Consider the following 21,607-nt stretch of genomic DNA (forward strand, 5'->3'; position numbering starts at 1 on the left):
CTCAGATCCTCTCGATGATGGTGGCAGCGCCCATGCCGGCGGCAACGCACAGCGTGATCAGGGCGGTCGACTTGCCGGTGCGCTCGAGTTCGTCGAGAGCGGTGCCCAGGATCATCGCACCGGTGGCGCCGAGCGGATGGCCCATGGCGATGGCGCCGCCGCAGGGATTGACCCTGGCGGGATCGAGATCGAAGGCCTGCATGTAGCGCAGCACCACCGAGGAGAAGGCCTCGTTGATCTCGAACAGATCGATGTCGGCCTTGCTCATGCCGGCCTTGCGCAGCAAGAGTTCAGTGACGTCGACGGGACCGGTCAGCATCAGGGCGGTATCCGAGCCGATCGAGGCAGCTGCCCGGAGACGGGCGCGCGGCTTGAGGCCGAAGCGCTTGCCGGCCTCGGCCGAACCGATCAGCACGGCGGAAGCACCATCGACAATGCCGGAGGAATTGCCGGCGTGATGGACGTGGCTGACCTTCTCGACTTCCGGATGCGACTGTACCGCGACCGCGTCGAAGCCACCCATCTCGCCCATCTGCACGAAAGAGGCATTGAGCGAGGCCAGGGACTGCATGGTGGTGGACGGGCGCATATGCTCGTCCTTGTCCAGGATGGTCAGGCCGTTGATGTCCTTGACGGCGATGACGGAGTTGGCGAAGCGCCCCTCGCTCCAGGACTGGGCGGTGCGGCGCTGCGATTCCACCGCATAGCCGTCGACGTCGTCACGCGAGAAACCGTATTTGGTGGCGATCAGATCGGCGGAAATGCCCTGGGGCATGAACCAGGTCGGCACCGCGCTGGAGGGGTCGAGCGCCCAGGCACCACCCGAGGCCATCATGCCGATGCGCGACATGCTCTCGACGCCGCCGGCGACGACGAGGTCCTTCTGGCCGCCGGCGATCTGGCCGGCCGCAAGGTTCACTGCATCCAGGCCCGACGCGCAGAAACGGTTGATCTGCACACCCGGTACTTTCTCGCCAAGGCCTGCATGCAGGGCCGCGATGCGGGCGATGTCGCCGCCGGCCTCGCCGATCGGATCGACGCAGCCGAGGATGACGTCCTCCACCGCATTCTCCGGCAGCTCGTTGCGCTTGGCCACGGCCCTCAGCGTCTGGCTCGCCAGCGACAGGCTGGTGACCTCGTGCAGGGCGCCATCGGCCTTGCCCTTCCCGCGCGGCGTACGCACGGCGTCGTAAATGAAGGCTTCGCTCATTGGGTCTCTCCCTGGGAACGCGAGCATCTTGCCCGCTTTTCCCGATCAGACATACAGCTTACAAGAGCGGACATCGCGACATGTCTGCATGTCGCCGAGATGTCCGCGCTCCAATCAAAACGCCTCGGCTTCCAGAGCCATCACGTCGCCGGCACCAGCCGTGACACGGGCCAGGCGCAGCCCGGTTTCCGGCAGCAGCCTGTCCGCGAAGAACCTGGCCGTCACCAGCTTGTTCCTGGCAAAGGCATCGTCTCCCTTGGCCAACGCCGCCTTCGCCATCTGCGCCCACATCTGGCCGAGCGCGACCAGGCCGAAAAGGTGGAGATAATCGGTCGAAGCCGCGCCGGCATTGTCCGGCTTGGCCAGGGCATTCTGCATCAGCCACATCGTGGCCTGCTGCAGGTGGCCGGCCGAAGCCTTCAAGGGAGCAATATAGGGCTTGAGCGCCTCGTCTGCCTCATGGGTCTTGAGGAAACCGTTCAATTCCCCCAGATAGGCCATCATGGCGCGGCCACCGTCGCGCGGCAGCTTGCGCCCGACGAGGTCGAGCGCCTGAATGCCGTTGGCGCCTTCATAGATCAGGGTAATGCGCGCATCCCGCACGAACTGCTCGACGCCGACCTCGGCGATATAGCCGTGACCGCCAAACATTTGCTGGCTATTGATCGCATTCTGCAGGCCGTTTTCGGTGAGGACGGCCTTGACGATCGGCGTCAGCAGGCCAAGCCGGTCATCGGCCGCCTGGCGCGCGGCCGCATCGGGGGAACGGCGATGGATATCGGCCTGGAGCGCAGTGGCGAGCGCCAAAGCGCGGCCACCTTCGTTGAGGGCCCGGGCGGTCATCAAGGTGCGCCGCACGTCGGGATGCACGATGATGGGATCGGCCGCCTTGCCCGCTTCCTTGGTGCCGGTGAGGGCCCGGCCCTGCAAACGGTCCCGGGCATAGGCAGCTGCGTTCTGGGTGGCGACATCGCCGAGCGCCAAACCCTGCATGCCGACCGCCAGGCGCGCCTCGTTCATCATCACGAACATGGCGGCGAGGCCCTTGTTCTCGGCACCGACGAGATAACCAATGGCCTCTTCATAGTTCATCACGCAGGTCGAATTGGCGTGAATGCCCATCTTCTCCTCGATCTTGCCGCAGGAGACCTTGTTGCGGTCACCGAGGGAGCCGTCGGCGTTGACCAGAACTTTCGGGCACACGAACAGCGAGATGCCCTTGGTGCCTTCAGGCGCGCCCTCGATGCGAGCAAGCACCAGATGCACGATGTTGTCGGCCAGGTCATGCTCGCCGGCGGAGATGAAGATCTTGGTGCCGGAGATCTTGTAGGAGCCATCGCCGACGGGCACGGCCTTGGTGCGGATCAGGCCGAGATCGGTGCCGCAATGCGGTTCGGTGAGGTTCATCGTGCCGGTCCATTCGCCGGCTATCATCTTGGGCAGGTAGGCCTGCTTCTGCTCATCGCTGCCATGCTCCAGGAGAGCGGCGATGGCGCCCTGGGTCAGTCCCGGATACATGCCGAAGGCCAGATTGGCGCCCGAAACGAATTCCTGCATGACCGAGTTGAGCACAGCCGGCAGGCCGGCGCCGCCATATTCCGCCGGGGCCGGCAAGCCCACCCAGCCGCCTTCGCGATAGGCTTGATAAGCCTGCTTGAAACCATCCGGTGTCGTCACCGCGCCATCGTCGGAGCGAATGCAGCCCTCGCGGTCGCCGCTGACATTGAGAGGCTGCAGCAGCTCCTCGCACATCTTGGCGCCTTCGCCGAGAATGGCGCCGACGGTTTCCGGGGAGACGTCCTCGAAACCGGGAAGATTGTTGTACTTGTTAATGTCGAGCACGTCGTTGAGGAGGAACATCACATCCTCCACGGGAGCCTTGTAGCTGGGCATCTGTCTGTTCCTGTTCGACTATTTCTGCTGACGGGCGAGGCGGCTGCGTACGGTGTCGCGCGCATGGCTGAGTTCGGCATAAGCGTGGTCGATGTCGCGACGGCGACGGTCGAGCTCGGCGAGCTTCTCTTCGAACCGCTCGAGGGCGACGCGCAGCTGCGTGGCCTGGCCATCGCCGAGATCGTAGAGGTCGAGCATCGACTTGACCTCCTCGAGCGAGAAGCCGACGCTCTTGCCCATTAGGACAAGCTTGAGGCGCGCGCGATCACGACGGGAATAAATACGCTCCTGGCCCCGCCTCGTGGGGGTCAGCAGGTCCTTTTCTTCGTAGAAACGCAGGGTACGCGAAGTCACCTCGAACTCGGTGACCAGTTCGTGGATGGTGAACTGCTCCTTGCGCTGTCCACCCTTCCGCAGGTCGGCGGCTTCATCGGAGAAGGCCATCTCGCTCAGTGACATCGTACACCTCTGCATCGCGGATGAGGGGGAGATACATTCAGTTTACGTTAACGTCAAGATGCGATCGCAAGAATGTGAAGCCCGCGAGGTCGAGGATTCACTCCGCCCAACCCTGTCCTCCGTGCTTTATCGGTGCCGTTGCCCATAGAGTTCGTAGAGCGGTCCGCTATGGGGCGGCGGCAGGCTGGTCGACCCCAACCGCTGCGGACCAAGCCTTCTGGCTACGGCGATGGAGGCTGCGTTGTCGGGATGGATGACATGGACGATCTCCTGCCATCCGAGCTCCTCTAGACCCAGGTGACGCAGCGCGCTGCAGCCTCCGTGGCATAGCCCTTGCCCCAATGGGAACGATACAGCGCCCAGCCGATTTCCGTGCCTGGCCAGCCTTCGGGCTGCCAGGGGCCGACGCGGCCGACCCACTGGCCCATCGCCTTCTCTACACCGAGAAGTTACTGAAGCCGCGCGTGATCCACGCGCCGGTCACCAAAGTCATCGCCCGCCACGCCGGCGCGCGCTCCATCAGGCCGCCGATGTAGCGCGCCGCCTGCGGATCCACCATCATCGCGACCCCTGGCTCGAAAATCCTCCGGCCCCGGCGGGCGCAGGACAAGCCTGGCTGTCTGAGTGTGGGTCCCAGCATGGCTGCCTCAATGTCCCCCGTCGCCATGCCCGCAGCCGCCATGGCTATCCCCACAGCCGACTGGAGCATCGGCACCGCCAGCATCCCACTCCGATGCGGCAAAAACGAAAAAGAGCGGGCGCAAGCGACGCCGCCTGTAAAGCTGCCGCCGCCTTTCCCAGGCCGCAGCCCCCCACAGGATGGCAACTACCAGCCCCAAACCGGCGAACAGGCCGCCGATGGCCAGCAAGGTCGTCGCGTAAACGTCGGTCGCCATGCTGCCTCCCGGCTTCACCCTGAGAACAAAGAGACGCCTCTCGGGAATCCTAACCGAAATCGACGCAGGGTCCAGAGCAACGCGTGGTGACCACCAGACGATCTTGGCTCCAACGCCTTGCTTCGACGTACCCTTGCGTTTCCCGGTGGCTCTGCCGAGCCGCAAACGCCCTAGAGTCAGCGCTACATTTGACATAAACGCGGCCGTGCTGCTGGCCGAACGCGGCTATCGGGTCCAGGGCATCGACATCTCGCCAACGGCCATCGCCTGGGCCAATGAGATCTTCAAGGCCGCCGGGCATGCCGGCCGTTTCGTCCAGGGCAATGTCCGCGCCATACTCGACATCGGAGCCGCGTCCTTTGCCCTGGTCTTCGGCGCCTGCCTGCATTGCCTGATCGGCGCCGACCGCTGCCTCTGCCTGGCAGAGGTGCGCCGCATTCCAGCTGGATAGCGTCTTCATCGCCAGCACCATATGCGGCCCGCCGCACTCGTCAGGGGCCTGCGCCCGCTACGATGCGGAGCGCCTGGTAGAGGGCGGCATTCCCACGCGCACCCTCAGGCCGCTGCCCGCTCTCCTAGCGGAACTGGAGGAGGCCGGCTTCGAGGTGGTGGATCATCGTATCCGCCGCAATCCCTGGTGTGACTGCGCCACAATCGTCACCCGCCTCGCATCCCTTGCTCAGAACTTGTAGCTCACGCCGAGCAGCGCCGTGGTTTCGTTGAAGCGGACCTTGCCGGAGGGATTGCCGCGCAGCCGCCATTTGCCGAAATCGGAATAGCGTACCTCGCCGCGCACCGACCAGTTCTCGTCGATCGCATATTCGAGGCCGGCGCCCACAGTCCAGCCCACGCGAGTGGTGCTCTGCGATGACACGCCAGCCGGTATGGTGACGCGGTATTTCTCATCGGCAAAGGCGACGCCCGCGGTCAGATAGGGCAGGAAACGATCGAAAGCGTAGCCGAGGCGGCCGCGGACGGACCCCTGCCATTCGCTCTTGAAGCGGACGGCGTAGGGCGTGGCGGCGGCGATGCCATGGCGCGTCTTGGAAAGGGAGCTGTAGTCGATGTCACCTTCCAGGCCGACCACGATATGGTTGTCGAACTGGTAGTTGTAGCCGGCATGCAGGCCCCCGACGAAGCCGACATTGTTGAAGCCCTGGCGATAGCCATCGCTCGAGGTGATCTTGGCATTGCCGAAGGCAGCGCCGGCATGGGCACCGACATAGAAACCGGTCCAGCTATAGGGGGCGGCCGGCGCGATCGGCTCGGCGGTGGCATAGCCAAGGTCGGCGGCCAGAACCGGAGTGGCGCTCGCCAGGAGGGCGGCTAGGGCAAGACGCAGGCGCATGGGACAATCCAGGTTGAGCGTTCGATATCAACACTCATGCCACGAGCGGCGGCGGCTGTTTGTATCGGGAGAAACAGGAGTGGGTTGAGGCAAGGAAGGGCGGACGAGACGTCCGCCCTTCCTTGCCTCAACCCACTCCCGTGAGATCGACGAGCAGGCTTTCGGCCTTCAGGCGCGCCTTGCCGTTGGTTCCACCGGCCTGGCCGACGCGCAGGGCATTGATCAGCCGCCGCCCGTCCCCAATGCCGAAACGACGCCGGCATTCGCCGGCACAATCGGGATCATCGGCGAGAACGGCCATCGGCCAGGCCGACAAGCCCATGCGGGTCAGTTCCAGCCAGCAGCGATGGAAAGCCCGGCCCGATTGCAGCGGTGTTTCCTCGAAGGGCCGGTGAAACAGCACGATGCCAGCGGCACTGAGCGTCTTGCCGCGCTCCCCGAAGAGGGCGGGTGCGAGCTTGAGACGATCGACCAGCGAGAACAGGCCTCCGCCCATTACCTGGCGGGCGAGAAAGCCCTCGATCGGGCTGAGGTGCAAGGCATCGAGGTTCATGCCGTCCTCGCCATAGGCCGGATCGGACCTCGACAGCCGCATCCAGCTCAACAGTTCCAGGCGAAAAGCCCTGTCGCGGAGGAGATGCAGGCTCGCCTCGTCCGCGAGGCCGGCGAGAAACGCCCTGTGTTCCGGTGCTGCCACCAGCGTGACGTCGGGCCGTTCACCGGCCCAGGCTTGCAAATCACGTGCCTTGCTTGTCTCGACTGCGAGAAAGGGCGCGCGCCAAGTGACCCGGCTGCCCAAGGCCTCGGCCATGCCGGACGGCTGCGTGCCTTCCGTCACCTCGAAGCGTGCCAGCCGCCGTAATCCGCCCGGGCCATCTTCATCGACTTCCGCAATGGTGCCGGCGCCAAGGCCGAGTTCGGCGAGGGTGATCAGCATACCCTCCAGTGCAGCGCCGCAGGAAACCGCTAAATCGCGCCCCTCCGGATCCCCCACGGCGAGGCGTCGGGCAGGATCGGCCAGGAGCGCGATGGAGCCATCGGCCTCGAAGCACCAGCGCGCCGGCTGGGTGTTGTGCACCGACGGCGCGAGGTTCGCACCTCCAACCAATCGTCGCTGCGTGGCGGCATCGAACATGGGTCACAGGACCTTGCGATAGAGGTGGAGGCGATGCAGCTGGCGGGCACCGGCCTTCTCGGCCTGGCGCAGGCTTGCCCGGTTCACATCGGCGATCCAGGTGCCGCCGACGCTGCGATAGCCCGCCGCCTTCATGGCAGAGACGACATGGTGCAGCATCAGCGGGTTGACGCCTTCGCCGTGATAGGCCGGCAGCACACCCTGGAAGATGATCACGGCACGCGTGCGGGTCAGGCGATAGCGCAAATAATGCCAGGGCGTCGTGAGCTTGAAACGTGCGCCTGTCGCCCGGACGAGTGGGTTGAGATCGGGGATGGCGATCACGGCCCCGATCGGTTCGCCGCGCCTCTGCATCACCACGGAAATGCGCGGATCGATGATGGTCTTCATGTCGCGCGCCTGGAACTCGAATTCCTCCCAGCTCAGCGGCACGAACATCGGATTGTCGGCGAAGGACGCGTTGAGGATGGCATGCGCATCCTTGAGCCGCGCCGGCAGGGTCTTGCGATCGACCGGCGCGAAGGCATAGTCGCCACTCGCCAGCAGGGCCCGTTGCTTGGGGCCGAGCAGCATCGCCGGATCGATGGCGGTGAGGTCGAGCGCGGTGGTGCTCATCGGAAATTCCGCCCGGTAGCCGGCCCCCTCCAGCAGCTTCATCACGTGAGGCGGGCTGTAGATCTGGTCGGTATAGGGGGCATGCTCAAACCCGCCGGTCTGCACGCCGGCCTGCTGCATCGCCGTCAGGTTGAAGTTGCCGATCAATTCGTCGAGGCCGCGCTCGCGCGCCCAGGCTTCCGCCTCGCCCAGCAAGGCCCGCGCGGCATCGGCATCGTCGGCACAGTCGAAATAGCCGAAAAGGCCGCGCTTCTGCCCGTAACGCTCGTTCGAGGCGCTATGGACATGGGCCGTGATCCGCCCGAGCACCCGCCCGCCCGCATGGGCGGTAAAGAAGGCCAGGTCGTCCCGCCCCGAGAACAGCGGATTCTCGCGCACCGACAGGAAGCGCTGGAGATCGTTCCGCATCGGCGAGACATAGAGCGTCTGCCTGCCATAGGCCTCGAAGGGAGCCGCAAAGAAAGCGTCGAAATCGCCCCTACGAATGGTGACCATCATGTCTCTCCGACAAGAGCATGGCGACACGCTGCATCGCCCTGAGCTCGGTCTCGATTGCCCTTCCCGACACCATGCCGGGGATCTTCAGGGCGAGCAGCGTCAAAGGCTGCCGGTCGGCCATCAGAATATGCGTGGCGCCATAGCGCTCGAACAAGGCCGCCATCTGTTCCTCGGGGCTGCCGGCCGCCCATGTCGCCCGAAAATCTCCGGCCCGGCGCACGGGGTCACGCTCGAACAAAGCCGCGAGGGCCTGCCCGTCGAAATCCTTGAGGTCGGCGGCCTCCAGGGTCAGCGCGTCCTCCACCAGCCAGATACGCCGCAGCATGGCCAGGAAGCCCGCAGCATCCATCGTGCCCTGGCCGGCGATATGGGCGAGCAGGCTTCTCTGGCGTTCGGCCGAGGCCAGGTGCTGGCTGTCGCTGAAGATGGCGGCGAGCAGGCAGGCGGCAAAGATCACGGCCACGGTCTGGACGCCGCCCGTGAGGCTCAATCCCTCCATGACAGCGACGCCGATGCCCGCGGCGCAGGCCGAGGCCGCGAGTACGAGAAAGGCCCGGATGGTCTCGCCGTGGCTGAAATGGCCACGGCCCATGCCCACCACGATCCAGCAGGTGAAGAGAATGGCGATGCCGCCCAGCCGCACCGGAAGATCGAAGCCGTCGAAGCGGAAATCCGTCAGCAGTAATGGCAGGATCAGCACCAGCGGCAGGATCATGCGGTCGACAAGCCAGTTCTCGCTTGCCGTGAGCGAGGCTCTGTCACGGCGCAGCAGCATCCAGCCCGCCAGGGCGAAGCCGGCGAGCTGGGCAGCGCACAGGAACCAGGAACGTCCGGGCTCGACCAGGCTTTCGGGGCAGAGCGCCAGCACCAGCAGGACGATCGTCGCCGCCAGACTGGCATATTTGACCGTTGGCCCGGCATGGCGGCGCAGCAGTCCTTCCGCAATCATGATGGTTGCGAGCGGCATCAGGGCCGCCGCGATGAACATCACCGCCGAGAACAGGCCGATGCCGGTGAGCCAGCTCAGCACCCGGGCGCCGAGCAGGATCATCACCAGCCAGAGTCCGAACCGGACCCGGCGCGTCGCGATGTCGGTGCTGCCGCCTCGCCGCAGGACGGATGTCACCACGGCAAGCCCGCCGATGGCCGATATCGACACCAGGCTGTCGGCAATGAGCTGGGCCTGCGTCATGCTCCGCCCGCGAGCTTGCCGAGAAAGCGCCGCACCACCGGGCGCAGCAGAGCCGCCACCACGGCATTGCGCGGGTGCTCGACGCGAGCGCGATAGGGGTTGAAGAACCAGCCCCGGCAATCGGTGGCGGTATGCCGGCCGAGGATGAGTTCGATCGTCTCATAGGCCATCAGCATGCCGGTGGTCACCACCATAGGGGCAAAGGACATGCGGCTGCGCTTGCCCGCCGCCACCTCCCCCGCCAGGGCAAGATCGATGTGATGCCGCGAGGAGGAGTGCACCATGACATGCTCCGCCTCGCGCAGGAACGCCTGGCTGCGCTGCTCGGGACTCAGCTGGTTCCACTGTGTCGCCAGCGTAGGATAGCCCAGCCTCTCCTCCGGCATGGGATCGCCGGGCCGGGTGACATAGACGGAGGGCAAGGGCGAGGCATAGGCATCGACGACCGTCTTGCCGAGCGCTTTCGCACGCCGGTAGAGCAGGAGCGAGGCGGAAAGGTCGTCGGTGCCGTTCACGACAACGTCGCAGCGGGCGATCAGAGCGTCGGCGCTGCCGGGCCAATCGCGGCCATGTACCTCGATGAGGAGATCCGGATTGATCCGGTGGCACTGGTCGCGCGTCGCCTCGGCCTTGGGGCGGCCGATTGTGTCGAGATTGGCGAAGACCTGGCGGTTGAGGTTGGAAAGCTCGAATGCATCGAGGTCGGCTAGATCAAGCCTGCCGACCCCGGCTCGCGCCAGAGCGAGCACGCAGCCGCCGCCCATGCCGCCGGTGCCGCAGACGAAGATGCGGGCATTGCGCAGCCGCTCCTGCTCCGCTTCGGTGACGAAGCCGATATTGCGGGTGATGAAGCGCCCATAGTCGAAATCCCTGCGGCTCTCAGGCCTTGCCAGGTCCGGCTTGGCTATTTCCGGCATGGACGCAGCTCCCCCATTGACGATGCGGCGCCAGCCAATAGACCAAGGGCAGGATCAGGCCCTGCAGCCCGGCGAAGGCGGCGGAGAGCAGGAGGCCACGCAGCGATTCGCGCGGCACGCTCTCGGTGAGATACCGGCGGGCCGCCCCGATATCCATGACGCCGAGTTGGAGAATGTCGTCACCACGCTCATAATCCAGCACAGTACGGCAATAGTCGTTGAAACGCGTGTCGCGATGCTTGGCGGCCTGTTCGAAGCTCTTTTTCAGGGCATCGGACCCGCCGGTATAGGCATTGGCGATCACGAAGCGCTCCTCGTCGAATTCAGCCTCCTCGCCCACGCCGAAGACAGCGCGGTGGCGCTGCAGGATCTGTCGGGCCAGCAGAAGATGGGTGAAGCCGCGCCCGTCGGTACCGGCCGGATTCGGAAAGCTTCGCGAATAGCCCTCCGCCACCAAGCCTATCACGGCGGGCACCTGGGTGACGTTGGAGATCCAGAATGGCCTGAGCTGGTTGCGGGCCAGCAGGAGGAGACTGGTCAGGCCGTAGAGAACCCAGGAAAGACCCTGGCTGCGCTCGGCCGGATCGACCATCACCAGGCCGAGATGGATAACGCGTTCCGGGCGGCCGTTGAGGTCGACATCCATCATCGCCAGGGCGTTGAAGGCAACCGGGCACGGATTCTCTCCCCGGCGATAGACGATCGTGACGATGCTACTGCCCAGGGCCTGGCGGCCGCCGGCGAAGACGCCATAGTTGAGAACCTGCCCCGGCAGATTGGCCGCCGCCACGGCGGACAGGTCCTGCCGCACGCCTTCGAGCGCGTCATCGTCCATCCACAGGCCCGGACGCTCGAGGATGCGGACCTCCAGGCCCGCGCCCGCGCGCAGGCCGAGGTCGAGGTAGTCCTGGGTCAGGGATTGCAGCCAGACGCCGAGCATGGATGGCTCCTCAGGCGCTTCGCACGAAGAGGGGCATGCCGCCGCGGGGCCTCAAGGTGATGCTCATATGCGGATAGATGGCATGATCGGGGTCGGGCGCAAAGCGCAATTCCCGCATCAGCGTGGCCAGCAGCACCGTCGCCTCCATGGTCGCCAGCTTCATGCCGATGCAGATGCGCGCCCCGCCACCGAACGGCATGTAGGCGAAGCGATGGCGCTTGCGGATTTCCGCTTCGTCGAAGCGAATGGGGTCGAAGCCAGCCGGATCGTGCCAGTGCTTGGCATGGCGCTGGAGGACATAGACGGCGATGGTCAGGTGATCGCCCTTGCCGATGGTCAGGTCTCCCAGCCTAGTGGAACGGATGGCCGTCCGACCGACAGCCGGTGTCGGCGGATAGAGGCGCATAGTCTCCTGGATGACGCGCCGATGCAGGTCGAGCCGATCGATCGCCTCGGCGGTGACCGGGTCCTTCCCGCATATCTCCTCGGCCTCGGCGTGCAGTTGCTCCTGCAACTGGGGTAGATTGGCAAGGATGCTGAGCGCCCAGGTGACCGCCAAGGCTGTGGTCTCGTGACCAGCACCGACGAAGGTCACGACATTGTCGACCACCTCCTCCAACCGCAAGGCCTTGCCTGTTTGCGGATCAACGGCCCGGCCGATCAGGCTGGTGAGACTGTCCATCCCATCGACAGGCGTCGCTCGCGACTCGGCGAAGGCCCGGGCGGTCTCCCGCAAGCGCCGGATCGCGCCTCTTCCGCGATGACGCAGGCGCGGGAACCATTCGGGGAGGCCGACATAGTCGGAAAACCCCACCACGCCATGCGTCCGGAAATAGCGGTCGACGTCCTCGATGGTCCTGTCACGGTCGTAATGGGGGCCGGGATCCCCAAACAACGTCTCGACCACGATGTCCAGCGTGGTGGCCATCATGACCTGCATGACATCCACGCGGCTGCCATCCGGCAAGGCCCGCAACGCAGCGGCCGTCTGGCCGACGAATTTGCTCATCGACGGCACGAGGGGAACCAGTTTTTCGTGCCGGAACACAGGAGAGGCAGCTCGCCTTTGTGCACGCCAGGCCTCGCCTTCCGCCGTCAGCAGCCCTTCTCCCATCGCTGGCTTGAGGATCCGGTTCACCAGGGTCGACTTGACGTAGGACTCGGCATCGTCGAGCAGCACCTGTCTGGCGAGCTCGGGGCTGGTCACCGTGATGAAGCGCCCACCCGGCCAGCGCATCACGCTGACATCGGTCTCGAACATGTCGGCAGACCACATTTCCAGCGGATTCTTCAATGCGGCAGCCAAACTCCGCCACGTCCCGAGCGGCGCGGGCGGCGGCGTGACGGTTGAGGGATAGAAGGTCATCGAGCGCAAGCCCGGGCGCGCCCAGCGCCATAACCACCGCGATTTGGGAGACCTCGATTTTCCGACCCGATCGAATAGGACTCTGATTTTCCGAGGGCGCCTACGAAACGGATGGGTTGCGATGCCTGAATCGTCATTTCGCCAGCACGAAGGCTTGCAGCGCTGCCAGCGTATCGGCCCCATAGCTGCCATCCGCAGCACGATTGAGCAGGCCCGCCTTGGCCAGCCGCTGTTCGACGGCCTTGCGCAGTTGCGGCGTGAGCGAGGTCGAGGCCTTGTCGATCAGAAGACCGCGTGCCACCGGCGAGCCACCCCTCAAGGCTTCCAGACCATAATCGGCAGCCTTGCCGGGATCACGCTTGATGCCGCCCGCGCCCGCCATCAGGAAAGGGATCAGGCTGGCCTTGGCATTGAGGTTGCCGATCGCCGCTGCTCTCTCGAAGAAATCCGCGGCCTTGCCGAAATCACGCAGCCCGCCAATGCCATTGGCCGCCATGTTGCCGAGCATGACGTTGCCGTCGCCGTCGCCCAGTTCGGCGGCGCGTTGGAACAGCTTGCGGGCCGTGGCGAAGTCCTTCACCGCGCCGGTCTGACCCAGCAGCACATAGCCGACCCGCAGCATGGTCTGGGTGTGCTCGGTCTCGACGAGCCGGTCGATCCATTGGCGCGCCTCGCCCGCGTTTTTAGGAACTCCCGTGCCCTGCAGGTAGAGCACGGCCAGGAAACCCATCGCCTGCGGATCGCCGGTATCGGCCGCCTTCCTGTACCACTGCGCCGCCTGCACTGCGTCGCGTGGGCGGCCAGTGCCGTTTTCGAACTCGATGGCGATGTTGCGGATCGCCGAGACGTTGCCGGCCGCTGCCGCCTGATCGAACAGGCTCACGGCACGCGCCAGGTCGACAGGTCCGCCCTCGCCCGTCTCCAGCATCAGTGCCAGATCCGACATGGCCGAAACCGAACCCGCAGCGGCGGCCTTCGTCAGCAGGTCCCGAGCCTCGGTATCGCTGCCGGCGACATCGAGCGCTCGCGCCAGCTGGAACTGCACACGCCGATCCTCGGGAGCGGCCGCGAGTGCCGCCCGGCAGGCCTCGACGGCCAGGCGGGGCTGGATGCGGTTGAACTCGACACCGGGCACGCCCGAAGGGCGGTCCATGTCCTGCGGCGAAGCCGCCATCTTGTCGCATCCTTCCACAGCAGCCCGCGCCCCTGCATCCAGCGGCGCCGGCGTGGGCGTTTGTGGCGCCACCGTCGTCGGAGTGCTGGGCGCGGAGATCGCAGGAGCGGTCGTAGCCCCGCCGGCAAAATAGAAATCGCCGAGCAGCGAGAAGGTGACCTCGGGCAGTTGCCGCTCATTGGTGGCCTTGTAGACATTGGCGGCGACACGGCGGAACAGCGCGCCGATCTCGACGCCCGGCTTGTCGACTTCTCCCAGAAAGGCTGCCGCAAAGGGGCTGTTGCGGCCGCCTCCATCGGCGGCAACGGCCCCCGGCTGGGTGGAATAGGCGATCACGCTGCCCGCCGTCTGCTGGATGCGGGCCAGCCCCCGGCTGACGCCGAGGGAGCGGGTCGGGCTGGCCTTGGACAAAAGCTGCTGGGCCAGCGGGTTGTCGCGGCAGGCATCGAGCATGACGATGCGCACGCCGTTGGCACGCTGCAAGTCGGACAGGATGTCGTCGACCCGCGCCATCTCGTAATTGACGTCACCGACCCCGGTCAGCTTGGCATCCACCGGCATCAGATAGTTCGAGCCCTGGAACTGGAAACCGTGGCCGCCATAGTAGAACAGCGCCGCGTCGGCGCCGTCGGCTTCATTGGCGAAGCGCCTGAAGGCATCGTCCATGCCGCGCTTGTCGAGATCATAGCCCTCGACCACCGTAAAGCCGACCGCCTTCAGGGCCTTGGCGACATCGGTGGCATCGTTGCGGGGATTGGGCAGCGGCACCGTATTGCGATAGGCCGAATTGCCGATCACCAGGGCGATACGCTTGTCCGCCAGTGCGGGGGTGGAAAGCGCCGTACAGCAGATAAGGGCAAACGCTAGGCCGGCGAGCACGGGCCGCAGAGGAAATCGCATCGTCGAAGCTCCCTGTCGCTCTTGCGCCGGACCGTCGACCGAAGCCGCATAATCGACAATGCCCAAGGGAACAGATCGTTGATGGCGGCGTCAAGGCCATCATGCGAGGCCTGGGAAACACCGCGACTGGGACCGCGGACGTCCCGTCCGCCTCTTCCTTTCCCGCAAACGCCGCGATTCCAAGGAGCGGACGAGGACGTCCGCGGTCCCAGCCGTGTCGCTTGTTGATCCCCTACCGCAAACCGTCCTCGCCCTTGATGTCGGCCTTGGTCAGGCCGCCGACACGCGGCAGGGGACGGCCGCTGTCGGTGACGACGATCGCCACCAAGATCTCGTCGGCACGCGGCGCGTCGGGCACGCGCACTTCCATGGCATCGAAATGGCTGCGCACATAGGCAGCGTCCTTGTGGCCGAGCGGCACGTCGAGCACGCCGCCGAGGCCGCAGCGCTTCTTAGCCGACGGGATCAGCGCCGCGCCCTTGCCGAGTACCTTGCGCACCGGCGTGCCCATCCTGGGATGCAAGATGGCGGCGGCATGTTCAAGCTCGCCATTCTCGCCCACGGCCGCGGCCTTGCCATAGCTCTCGGCATTAGGCCCCTCGATGCCGAGGGCGGCGACCGCCCGCTCGGTCAGCAAGGCGCCGAGCTCCTCGCCGATCTCCATCAGCGGCGTGAGATCCTCGACATAGCGGCCGGCGAAGGGATTGGCGATCACCGCGATCGCCGCCGCCCGCCGGGTCGGCGGCTCGACGGGGCGGTCCATCTCGCGGCGGACTTCCTCGACGAAGGTGACGAGCTTGCGGATGCTGGCCGGCATGACGGCGTTTCCTTTCCAGAACAGAGTTACCGCAGCCCATCCACGCCCTTGACGTCTTTGGCCGCGAGGCCGCCGACGCGGGCATGGATGCGTGCTCCGGTGGTCATCACCAGGACCAGCAGGAGTTCGTCCGCCTTGGGCCCGTCGGCGAGCCCCACTTCCATGGCGTCGAAATGGCTGCGCACATAGGAGGCGTTTATATGGGTGACGGGCACGTCGAGCCGCGTGCCGGGTCCGCCGAGCTTCTTGGCCGAGGGCACGATCGCCTTGGCGTCCCCGAGGATCTCGCGCATGGCGTAGCCACCGGGCACATGCCAGAGCGCGCCATGTTCGAGTTCGCCTGCGGCGCCGACGATGGCGCCCTTGCCATAGCCCTCGACCTCCCCGGCCTTGCCGCCGAGCGCCGCCAGCAGTGCCTCGGCCATCTCCACGCCGAGCGGCTTGAGCTCCTCCATGAAGGGCGCGATCTCCTCGACATAGCGGCCTGCAAAGGGATTGCGGATCACGCTCAGAATGGCGCCGCGCTTCAGCGGCACGGCGCTGACGGGGCCGCCCTCGTGGAAAATCTCTTCGACGATGATGGCGCGCTTGCGCAGAACGATTTCGGGCATGTCAGGCGGCTTTCGGTTGCAGCAGAATGTTGTCAGTCGACACCAGCGCGGTGACGCCGGCAAGATGGAGGGCGGCGGCGCGGATCAGCCCATCGTCGAGGAGACCGCGAGCCTTCGCCTCCCCCGCCCCCAGCGCCGCGGTTATGTCCTCATGCGTGAGGGAGCCGACATCCCGCGTCACCAGGCGTTCCCCGAGATCGCTGTCGGGCTGCAGTGAGGACGCCGGCACCCGCAGGATGGCGGGATGGCCGAGGATATCAACCGCATTGGCGATGATGGTGGCGGCCGCATCCGCCGCCGCCGCATCCGCGGCCAGAACGGTAACAGCATCGGCAATACCCAGGGAGAAGCTGCGCCCACGCCAGCCGGAGGTGGCGATGCCACCGATCCCCTCGCCCGCCCGTATATGGCTGCGGGCGAACAGACCAGGCCTGTCGGGGCGGTCGACAAGGCCGATGGCGAAGTCCTCGCCCTCGGCCAGATGCACGGCAATGTCGCCGCCATTGTTGACGAAGGCGCGGCGCAGGGGCGCCGCCGCCCGCATCGCCGCCAGGATCTCATCCGCCACGGCGCCGGCCACCGCCGCCATCGGCGTGATGAAATGGCTGCCGGCATGGGGGGAGACCGCGGCCCGCATGCGCCGTGCAACCACGCCCTGCGCTGGCAGGCTCCTCGCCGTCTGAGGCGATCGCAGGAGGGGGAGTTCCTCGCAGAGTGTCTCGAGCAGACCGTCGAAACGCTGCATCGCGGCGCCATAGGCTGATTGCACCGCCTCGGGCTCGGCCTGCGCCTCGATGATGAGATCGATCGGGCCATGCTGCAGGTGCAGGCGCCTGTTATCGCCCAGGAACGCGGCCTGCGGCCCGGCCCTCATCCGTGCGACCTCCGGGCCGCATGCGGGGCGAAAGGCCAGGGATTGTCGGCGCGCTGGGCGAGATCGACCCCTTCGCGCAGGCTGGAGAGTGGCCTGATATGGCCCATATGCCCACCCATCGCCTCGTAGTCGTCGAGCCGCAGCGTGAACTCGATCGGCGCCACCAAAGCCGGCGTCGGTACATAGCCGAAGGCGTTGTCCGGCAGGCGGGTGACGTCGACCATGAAGGTGATGCCGCCGCCCGGCCAGACATAAACAGGCGCACCGCCGCAGGTGACATAGGTCAGGGCATCCTTGACCGAACGGGTCAGCCGCACCGGGTTTTCGGTGACGCCCGCCCTCAGGGACCCGCCGGCGCCGCCGATGAACAGCACCGTGGCGAGAGCCGGCTCGCAATTTTCGGCAATGCGCTCCACCGATTCGACCAGGGATGTCGGCAGGTCCCGCCGCACCGGCCGCAGCGCCTCGTCGAGCTCGTAATAGCCGTGATGCTCGCCGGTGGTGCTCACCATCAGCAGGCGCAGGCCCGGCCAGGCTGTCTTGGGGTCGAATGGGCCTAGAATGGCGAGAGGATCATCGATATTGGTGCCGCCCCAGCCGGTACCGGGCTCCGCCACCTGGAAATAGCGCCCGGGTGTGGAGCGCCGCCCCTTGAGCTTGATGCCGGTGTCGGGGATGTCGAGCAGCTTGCCGGCCTGATGCTCGGACAGAACGCCGGTGATGTGATCGTCGACCACCACCACCTCGTCGGCCTTGCCGAGCCATTGCCTCGCGAAAATGCCGATGGTGGCCGAACCGCAGCCGACGCGCATGCGCTGTTCGAGCTGCCCATTGACCACTGGCGCCTTGCCGGCCTCGATGACCAGGGTGGCACCACCATCCACGGTCATCTCGATCGGCTTGCGGTTGCACAGGTCCATCAGGGCGTCGCAGGTGACGCGCCCCTCCTTCTTGGAGCCGCCGGTGAGATGATGCACGCCGCCCAGCGACAGCATCTGCGAGCCATATTCGCCGGTGGTGACGTGGCCGACCGCTTCCCCGTTCACCCGCACCGTGCTCTGCTCGGGCCCGACGAAGCGATCCGTGTCGATCTTCACCTTGACGCCGCAATAGGAGAAGATGCCCTCGGTCACCACCGTGACCATGTCGACGCCCTCGACCTGCGAGGACACGATGAAGGGCGCTGGCTTGTAGTCGGGATAGGTGGTGCCCGCGCCGATGGCGGTGACGAATTTTTCGGGACTCGGTACCAAAGAGCCGTCCCATCCCCTCGCGCCGCCGAAGGGCACGAGGTCACCACCTTCGGAAACAGTACGCTCCAGGAGGATGTGCGGATCGACCCGGACCAGCGTGCCATTGTCATTGGCATAGCGGTCGCAGGCCCCCGCCATGCCCGGCTTGATGTAGCACATCACCGGACAGGCATCGCAGCGGATCTTGCCGTCCGCCGAGACTGCCGGAGCCGGCGTCTCGAACTCGCTATGGGCGGAAAACTCACTGTAGGACGGCATGGAGCGAGCTCCCGAAGGCGGGTCAAATTCGTTTGTACACTAACGATACTCGACCCGGACTCCCCTTTTGTCAAGGCTGCGGGCAAAGCCTCCTGCGATGCCTGCCCGGTGATGCGCTCCACCCAGCCGGCCATGACTGGATAGCACCTATTGCTCGAAGCCGCTTTCCTCAGCGGATATGTCCTTGCAGGCGCCGCGATCCTTCTCCCCCACCATCCTCTTGTCGCGGATGACAGCCCGTCTGGACGGATCGATCTCCCACGCCACAGAGCCCTCATTCGCCGTGACCGTGCTTGCGCCGAACACCGCCCTCACCTTTCTCTCGCTGCCGGTCTCGGGAACATGGACCCCAAGCGTTCCCGATGACGCATCGAGGGCGAAATTGAAGATCTGTGGCTCTTTCGGGGGATTGGGGAAACTGCACGACAGATAGGTCGGCGCCCCCAAGGCAACGGAGACCGGCAGCATTGTCAGGCAGATGGTCAGGCAGATGGTCAGGCCGGCTCGCGAAAGCAGTTTCATGCGACAAGCTCTCAATTGGCAGGTTGATATCGGCGAGGCCAAACATTGACCGACATCCGTCATTGCGCGCGCAGCGAAGCAATGACGTCGGCCGCTGCACCTACCCCGTTTTCTCCGGTCCCTTCTCGATCAAGGTGGTGACGTCCTGCAGGATGTGCGGCAAGGCAAAGCCCGCCGTACAGGCAAGATAGCGCGGCTCGAAGCGGGGATTGAAGCGGGCCTTGAAACCGCGCAGCGCGTCGAAATTGGCGATGTGATCACCGAAGCGGAACAGCAGCGGCGTGACGCGTTGCCAGGCCGGGCCGAGATTCTCGCCGGCCTGCGCCGGGTTGGGCGTCAGGCCGAGATCGAAACGCCGGGCCCCCCGGGCCTTGGCGAGACGCAACAGGCGCAGCAGCATGAAATCGAGCGTCGAGATGCCGAGTTCCGGCAGATAGCGCAGGATGTCGACCGCCCATTCCTCATTGTCTGCACTGCGCATCACCACGGCAAAGCCGACGATCTCGCCCGCCCGGCGCAGGATGGCGCAGTCATTGGTCCGGATCCAGCCGGGCGAGAAGCGCCCGACAACGAAATGGCCTTCGCTTCGTCCGGTGCCCGCGAGCCAGGAACGGGACACGGCTTCCAGCGTCGGCATGATCGCGGCCGTGGCGCCGGCGGGAACCAGATCCAGACTGAGGGCATGGATATCGGCCCAGGAGAAAATAGCATTGGCGCCGCTATAGGGCTCTTCCGCCAGGCCGGCGAGATCGAGCGTGGCGTGATCGCCGATCGGCGTCAGCGTCAGGCCGGCCTCGAGATAATCAGCCCGCATCCGCGGCGAGGCCGAAAGGATTACCGGCCACAATCTTTGCTGCTCGGCCCTCTCGCCGAAGACCCACAGCAGATCCTGCACCAAGGCGGGATCACCCATGGGATCGCCCAGCGCGATCGAGGACGCCCCGGCGCGGGCCACCACCATGGCAGCGTTGCCCTGATCGTTGGCGAGCAGCATCTGGCCGGGCAGCAAGGCAAGCCGGGCCTCCGCCGAAGGCACCCGCGCGACCAGGCCGGATATATCGATCGAAGCTGATGGCACCAAGCCGATGCCGCCCTTCCAATAGGCACTGAGAATGCCGATGACGATGGCGGCTGTGACAGCCAGGCTGGTCGAGCGCAGGAAGCGCGACATCTCATCGCCATACCCGAAGGCGACCCACAGCTCCGGCGTGTAGTCGACGAAGCGGAAGGCAAAGAAGCCGATCCACACCGTCACCGCCAGCATGGCGGTGATGGCGCCGAGCAGGAGCGGCGAATAATCGATGCCGAACACACGCGAGCCACGGGGAAAGGCCGGACGGCTGAGCGCAAGCACCAGCAAGGCGCAGCACAAGGTCAGCATGAAGCGCCAATCGGCGCTGCGCAGCAAGGTGGCGACGGTGGCGATCACGAGGACGAGCATCGCCGCGCGCCAGGCGGCCTCCATGCGCCGGATCAGGCCTCGCGCCAGGAACAGCAGTGCCACGCCCGACAGCGACGCGATGATGTGGGCCGTCTCCACCACCGGCAGCGGCACCAAGTTGGAGAGCAGGATGCGCCGGGCTTCGGTGGCCGGCACCGCGCCGGTGATCAGCAGGGCGCCGCCGGCAAGGAACATGGCGCCCGCCACCAGGATCGGAGCGAGCGGCTTCATGATGCTGGCGACCTGGTCCACCATCTTGCCGACGACATGGCGCCGGCGCGCCAGCTCATAGGCCCCCAGAATCGCCAAAGCCAGGGCGAAGGGCACGAAGTAATAGATGACGCGGTAGAGAATGATGCGGCCGAGCAGATCATCCTTGGCGATCATCGGCAGCGCGATCAGCATCGTGGTCTCGAACACGCCGATGCCGCCCGGCGCATGGCTGAGCACGCCGAGAAAGGCGGCCAGCACATAAATCACCATGAAGGTGAAGAAGGGCACGTTCGCCGCTTGATCCGGCAGCAGAATGTAGAGCGCGCCGGCGCCGGCACAGACGTCGAAGACGCCGAGCACGATCTGGGCGACGGTGACCTTCCCGCCCGGCAGCGGCATCGACCAGCCCTCGACCGCCACCACGCGCTTGCCCGTCGAGACATAGCCGACATAGCCGACGATCACGGCAATGATGGCGACGCCGATCGACATGTTGAGGGACAACGGCAAATGGTCGACGCCGGCCACCGACCCCGGCACCAGCACCAGGCCGAACGCCAGGACAGCCCCCATGCCGAGCCAGAAGGTCAGCGTGCACACCAGGGTCAGGGCGGCGATCTGCGGCGCAGACAACCCCGCGCCACCATAGACCCGGTAGCGCACCGCGCCGGCGGTCAGCAGAGGCACGCCGAGCGTGTAGCTGATCGCATAGGAGGTGAAGGAGCCGATGGCGGCGGTGGAATAGGGAATGTCCTTGGCGCCGATCTGGCGCAGCGCCAGGCCGTCATAGCCGGTCAAGGCGAGATAAGACAGCGCCGTGAACAGGATCGAGAGGGCGATCGCCGTCGTCGGCGTAGCGGTGAAGGCGGCCACCACCTTCTCCGGCTCGACGCCGCGCAGGATCGACGCCAGCACGATGAGCGCACCGACGAACAGCCCGATCGACAGGATCGGCCCGACATAGCGCCAAGGCACGCGGCGCAGCAGCCGCCGAAAGGTGGAGTGCTTCTCATTCCCGGGCGGCAGGACGAGCAATCGCGCGGCCGGCTTGTTCTCGTCCTTGTTCGCCGTCACA

The 21,607-nt window shown here is 65.8% G+C and carries 20 protein-coding genes and 1 pseudogene; 1 reads left to right on the forward strand and 20 read right to left on the reverse strand.

Going from position 1 to position 21,607, the window contains the following annotated elements; all coding sequences use genetic code 11:
- Nucleotide 1 precedes the first annotated feature (1 nt).
- The 6 genes and pseudogenes from ACR9ZN_RS19150 to ACR9ZN_RS19175 form a co-directional block, all read right to left on the reverse strand.
- Entirely contained in the window at nt 2–1,210 is a 1,209-nt protein-coding gene (locus ACR9ZN_RS19150) for an acetyl-CoA C-acetyltransferase (protein WP_481272921.1), read from the reverse strand.
- Between the two features lie 114 nt (nt 1,211–1,324).
- The gene (locus ACR9ZN_RS19155) at nt 1,325–3,103 is read right to left on the reverse strand and encodes an acyl-CoA dehydrogenase C-terminal domain-containing protein (RefSeq protein WP_481272922.1); all 1,779 of its coding nucleotides are present in this window, start codon (nt 3,101–3,103) and stop codon (nt 1,325–1,327) included.
- 18 nt (nt 3,104–3,121) lie between these two features.
- Entirely contained in the window at nt 3,122–3,562 is a 441-nt protein-coding gene (locus ACR9ZN_RS19160; RefSeq protein WP_434958041.1) for a MerR family transcriptional regulator, read from the reverse strand.
- Between the two features lie 126 nt (nt 3,563–3,688).
- A pseudogene (locus ACR9ZN_RS19165) lies at nt 3,689–3,990 on the reverse strand (GNAT family N-acetyltransferase).
- An 8-nt stretch (nt 3,991–3,998) separates the two neighbouring features.
- A complete protein-coding gene (locus ACR9ZN_RS19170) occupies nt 3,999–4,124 on the reverse strand; it encodes a hypothetical protein (protein WP_481272923.1) in 126 nt (41 codons plus the stop codon).
- Nucleotides 4,125–4,209: 85 nt separating this feature from the next.
- Nucleotides 4,210–4,458 (reverse strand): hypothetical protein, encoded by a 249-nt coding sequence (locus ACR9ZN_RS19175; protein ID WP_454816889.1) that lies wholly within the window; start codon nt 4,456–4,458, stop codon nt 4,210–4,212.
- 205 nt (nt 4,459–4,663) lie between these two features.
- Between ACR9ZN_RS19175 and ACR9ZN_RS19180 the strand changes: the two genes are divergently transcribed.
- Nucleotides 4,664–4,909: a class I SAM-dependent methyltransferase gene (locus ACR9ZN_RS19180; RefSeq protein ID WP_481272924.1), complete on the forward strand. Its 246-nt coding sequence runs from the start codon at nt 4,664–4,666 to the stop codon at nt 4,907–4,909.
- A gap of 228 nt (nt 4,910–5,137) precedes the next feature.
- Here the strand turns inward: ACR9ZN_RS19180 and ACR9ZN_RS19185 are convergent, their stop codons facing one another.
- The 14 genes from ACR9ZN_RS19185 to mprF all read right to left on the reverse strand — a co-directional run bounded on the left by ACR9ZN_RS19185 (nt 5,138) and on the right by mprF (nt 21,606).
- Complete coding sequence (locus tag ACR9ZN_RS19185; RefSeq protein WP_481272925.1) at nt 5,138–5,806, reverse strand: outer membrane protein; 669 nt, start codon at nt 5,804–5,806, stop codon at nt 5,138–5,140.
- A 127-nt stretch (nt 5,807–5,933) separates the two neighbouring features.
- Nucleotides 5,934–6,941, reverse strand: coding sequence for a nitroreductase family protein (locus tag ACR9ZN_RS19190; RefSeq protein ID WP_481272926.1), 1,008 nt, complete (start codon nt 6,939–6,941; stop codon nt 5,934–5,936).
- Between the two features lie 3 nt (nt 6,942–6,944).
- The gene (locus ACR9ZN_RS19195) at nt 6,945–8,054 is read right to left on the reverse strand and encodes an N-acetyltransferase family protein (protein WP_481272927.1); all 1,110 of its coding nucleotides are present in this window, start codon (nt 8,052–8,054) and stop codon (nt 6,945–6,947) included.
- Nucleotides 8,035–9,246 (reverse strand): hypothetical protein, encoded by a 1,212-nt coding sequence (locus ACR9ZN_RS19200; protein WP_481272928.1) that lies wholly within the window; start codon nt 9,244–9,246, stop codon nt 8,035–8,037. The genes ACR9ZN_RS19195 and ACR9ZN_RS19200 overlap by 20 nt, the downstream gene beginning before the upstream one ends.
- Entirely contained in the window at nt 9,243–10,163 is a 921-nt protein-coding gene (locus tag ACR9ZN_RS19205; RefSeq protein WP_454815855.1) for a HesA/MoeB/ThiF family protein, read from the reverse strand. Before ACR9ZN_RS19205 ends, ACR9ZN_RS19200 begins: the two co-directional genes overlap by 4 nt.
- Entirely contained in the window at nt 10,126–11,103 is a 978-nt protein-coding gene (locus ACR9ZN_RS19210) for a hypothetical protein (protein WP_481272929.1), read from the reverse strand. Before ACR9ZN_RS19210 ends, ACR9ZN_RS19205 begins: the two co-directional genes overlap by 38 nt.
- 10 nt (nt 11,104–11,113) lie before the next feature.
- Nucleotides 11,114–12,409: a cytochrome P450 gene (locus ACR9ZN_RS19215; protein ID WP_481272930.1), complete on the reverse strand. Its 1,296-nt coding sequence runs from the start codon at nt 12,407–12,409 to the stop codon at nt 11,114–11,116.
- Nucleotides 12,410–12,602: 193 nt separating this feature from the next.
- The gene (locus ACR9ZN_RS19220) at nt 12,603–14,543 is read right to left on the reverse strand and encodes a caspase family protein (RefSeq protein WP_434958054.1); all 1,941 of its coding nucleotides are present in this window, start codon (nt 14,541–14,543) and stop codon (nt 12,603–12,605) included.
- A gap of 232 nt (nt 14,544–14,775) precedes the next feature.
- On the reverse strand, nt 14,776–15,360 hold the full coding sequence (locus ACR9ZN_RS19225) for an amino acid synthesis family protein (RefSeq protein ID WP_481272931.1): 585 nt from the start codon (nt 15,358–15,360) through the stop codon (nt 14,776–14,778).
- 26 nt (nt 15,361–15,386) lie between these two features.
- Nucleotides 15,387–15,971: an amino acid synthesis family protein gene (locus ACR9ZN_RS19230; protein WP_434958056.1), complete on the reverse strand. Its 585-nt coding sequence runs from the start codon at nt 15,969–15,971 to the stop codon at nt 15,387–15,389.
- Between the two features lies 1 nt (nt 15,972).
- Entirely contained in the window at nt 15,973–16,845 is an 873-nt protein-coding gene (locus ACR9ZN_RS19235; RefSeq protein WP_481272932.1) for a UPF0280 family protein, read from the reverse strand.
- Nucleotides 16,842–18,356, reverse strand: a complete 1,515-nt coding sequence (locus tag ACR9ZN_RS19240) for a 6-hydroxynicotinate reductase (RefSeq protein WP_454815867.1) — start codon at nt 18,354–18,356, stop codon at nt 16,842–16,844. Before ACR9ZN_RS19240 ends, ACR9ZN_RS19235 begins: the two co-directional genes overlap by 4 nt.
- 147 nt (nt 18,357–18,503) lie before the next feature.
- Nucleotides 18,504–18,878 carry a hypothetical protein gene (locus ACR9ZN_RS19245; RefSeq protein WP_481272933.1) on the reverse strand — a complete coding sequence of 125 codons (375 nt, stop codon included), beginning with the start codon at nt 18,876–18,878 and terminating at the stop codon, nt 18,504–18,506.
- Between the two features lie 100 nt (nt 18,879–18,978).
- The gene (gene mprF / locus ACR9ZN_RS19250) at nt 18,979–21,606 is read right to left on the reverse strand and encodes a bifunctional lysylphosphatidylglycerol flippase/synthetase MprF (RefSeq protein ID WP_434958060.1); all 2,628 of its coding nucleotides are present in this window, start codon (nt 21,604–21,606) and stop codon (nt 18,979–18,981) included.
- Nucleotide 21,607 lies beyond the last annotated feature (1 nt).

The organism is Labrys sp. HAY1-8F (assembly GCF_056754975.1).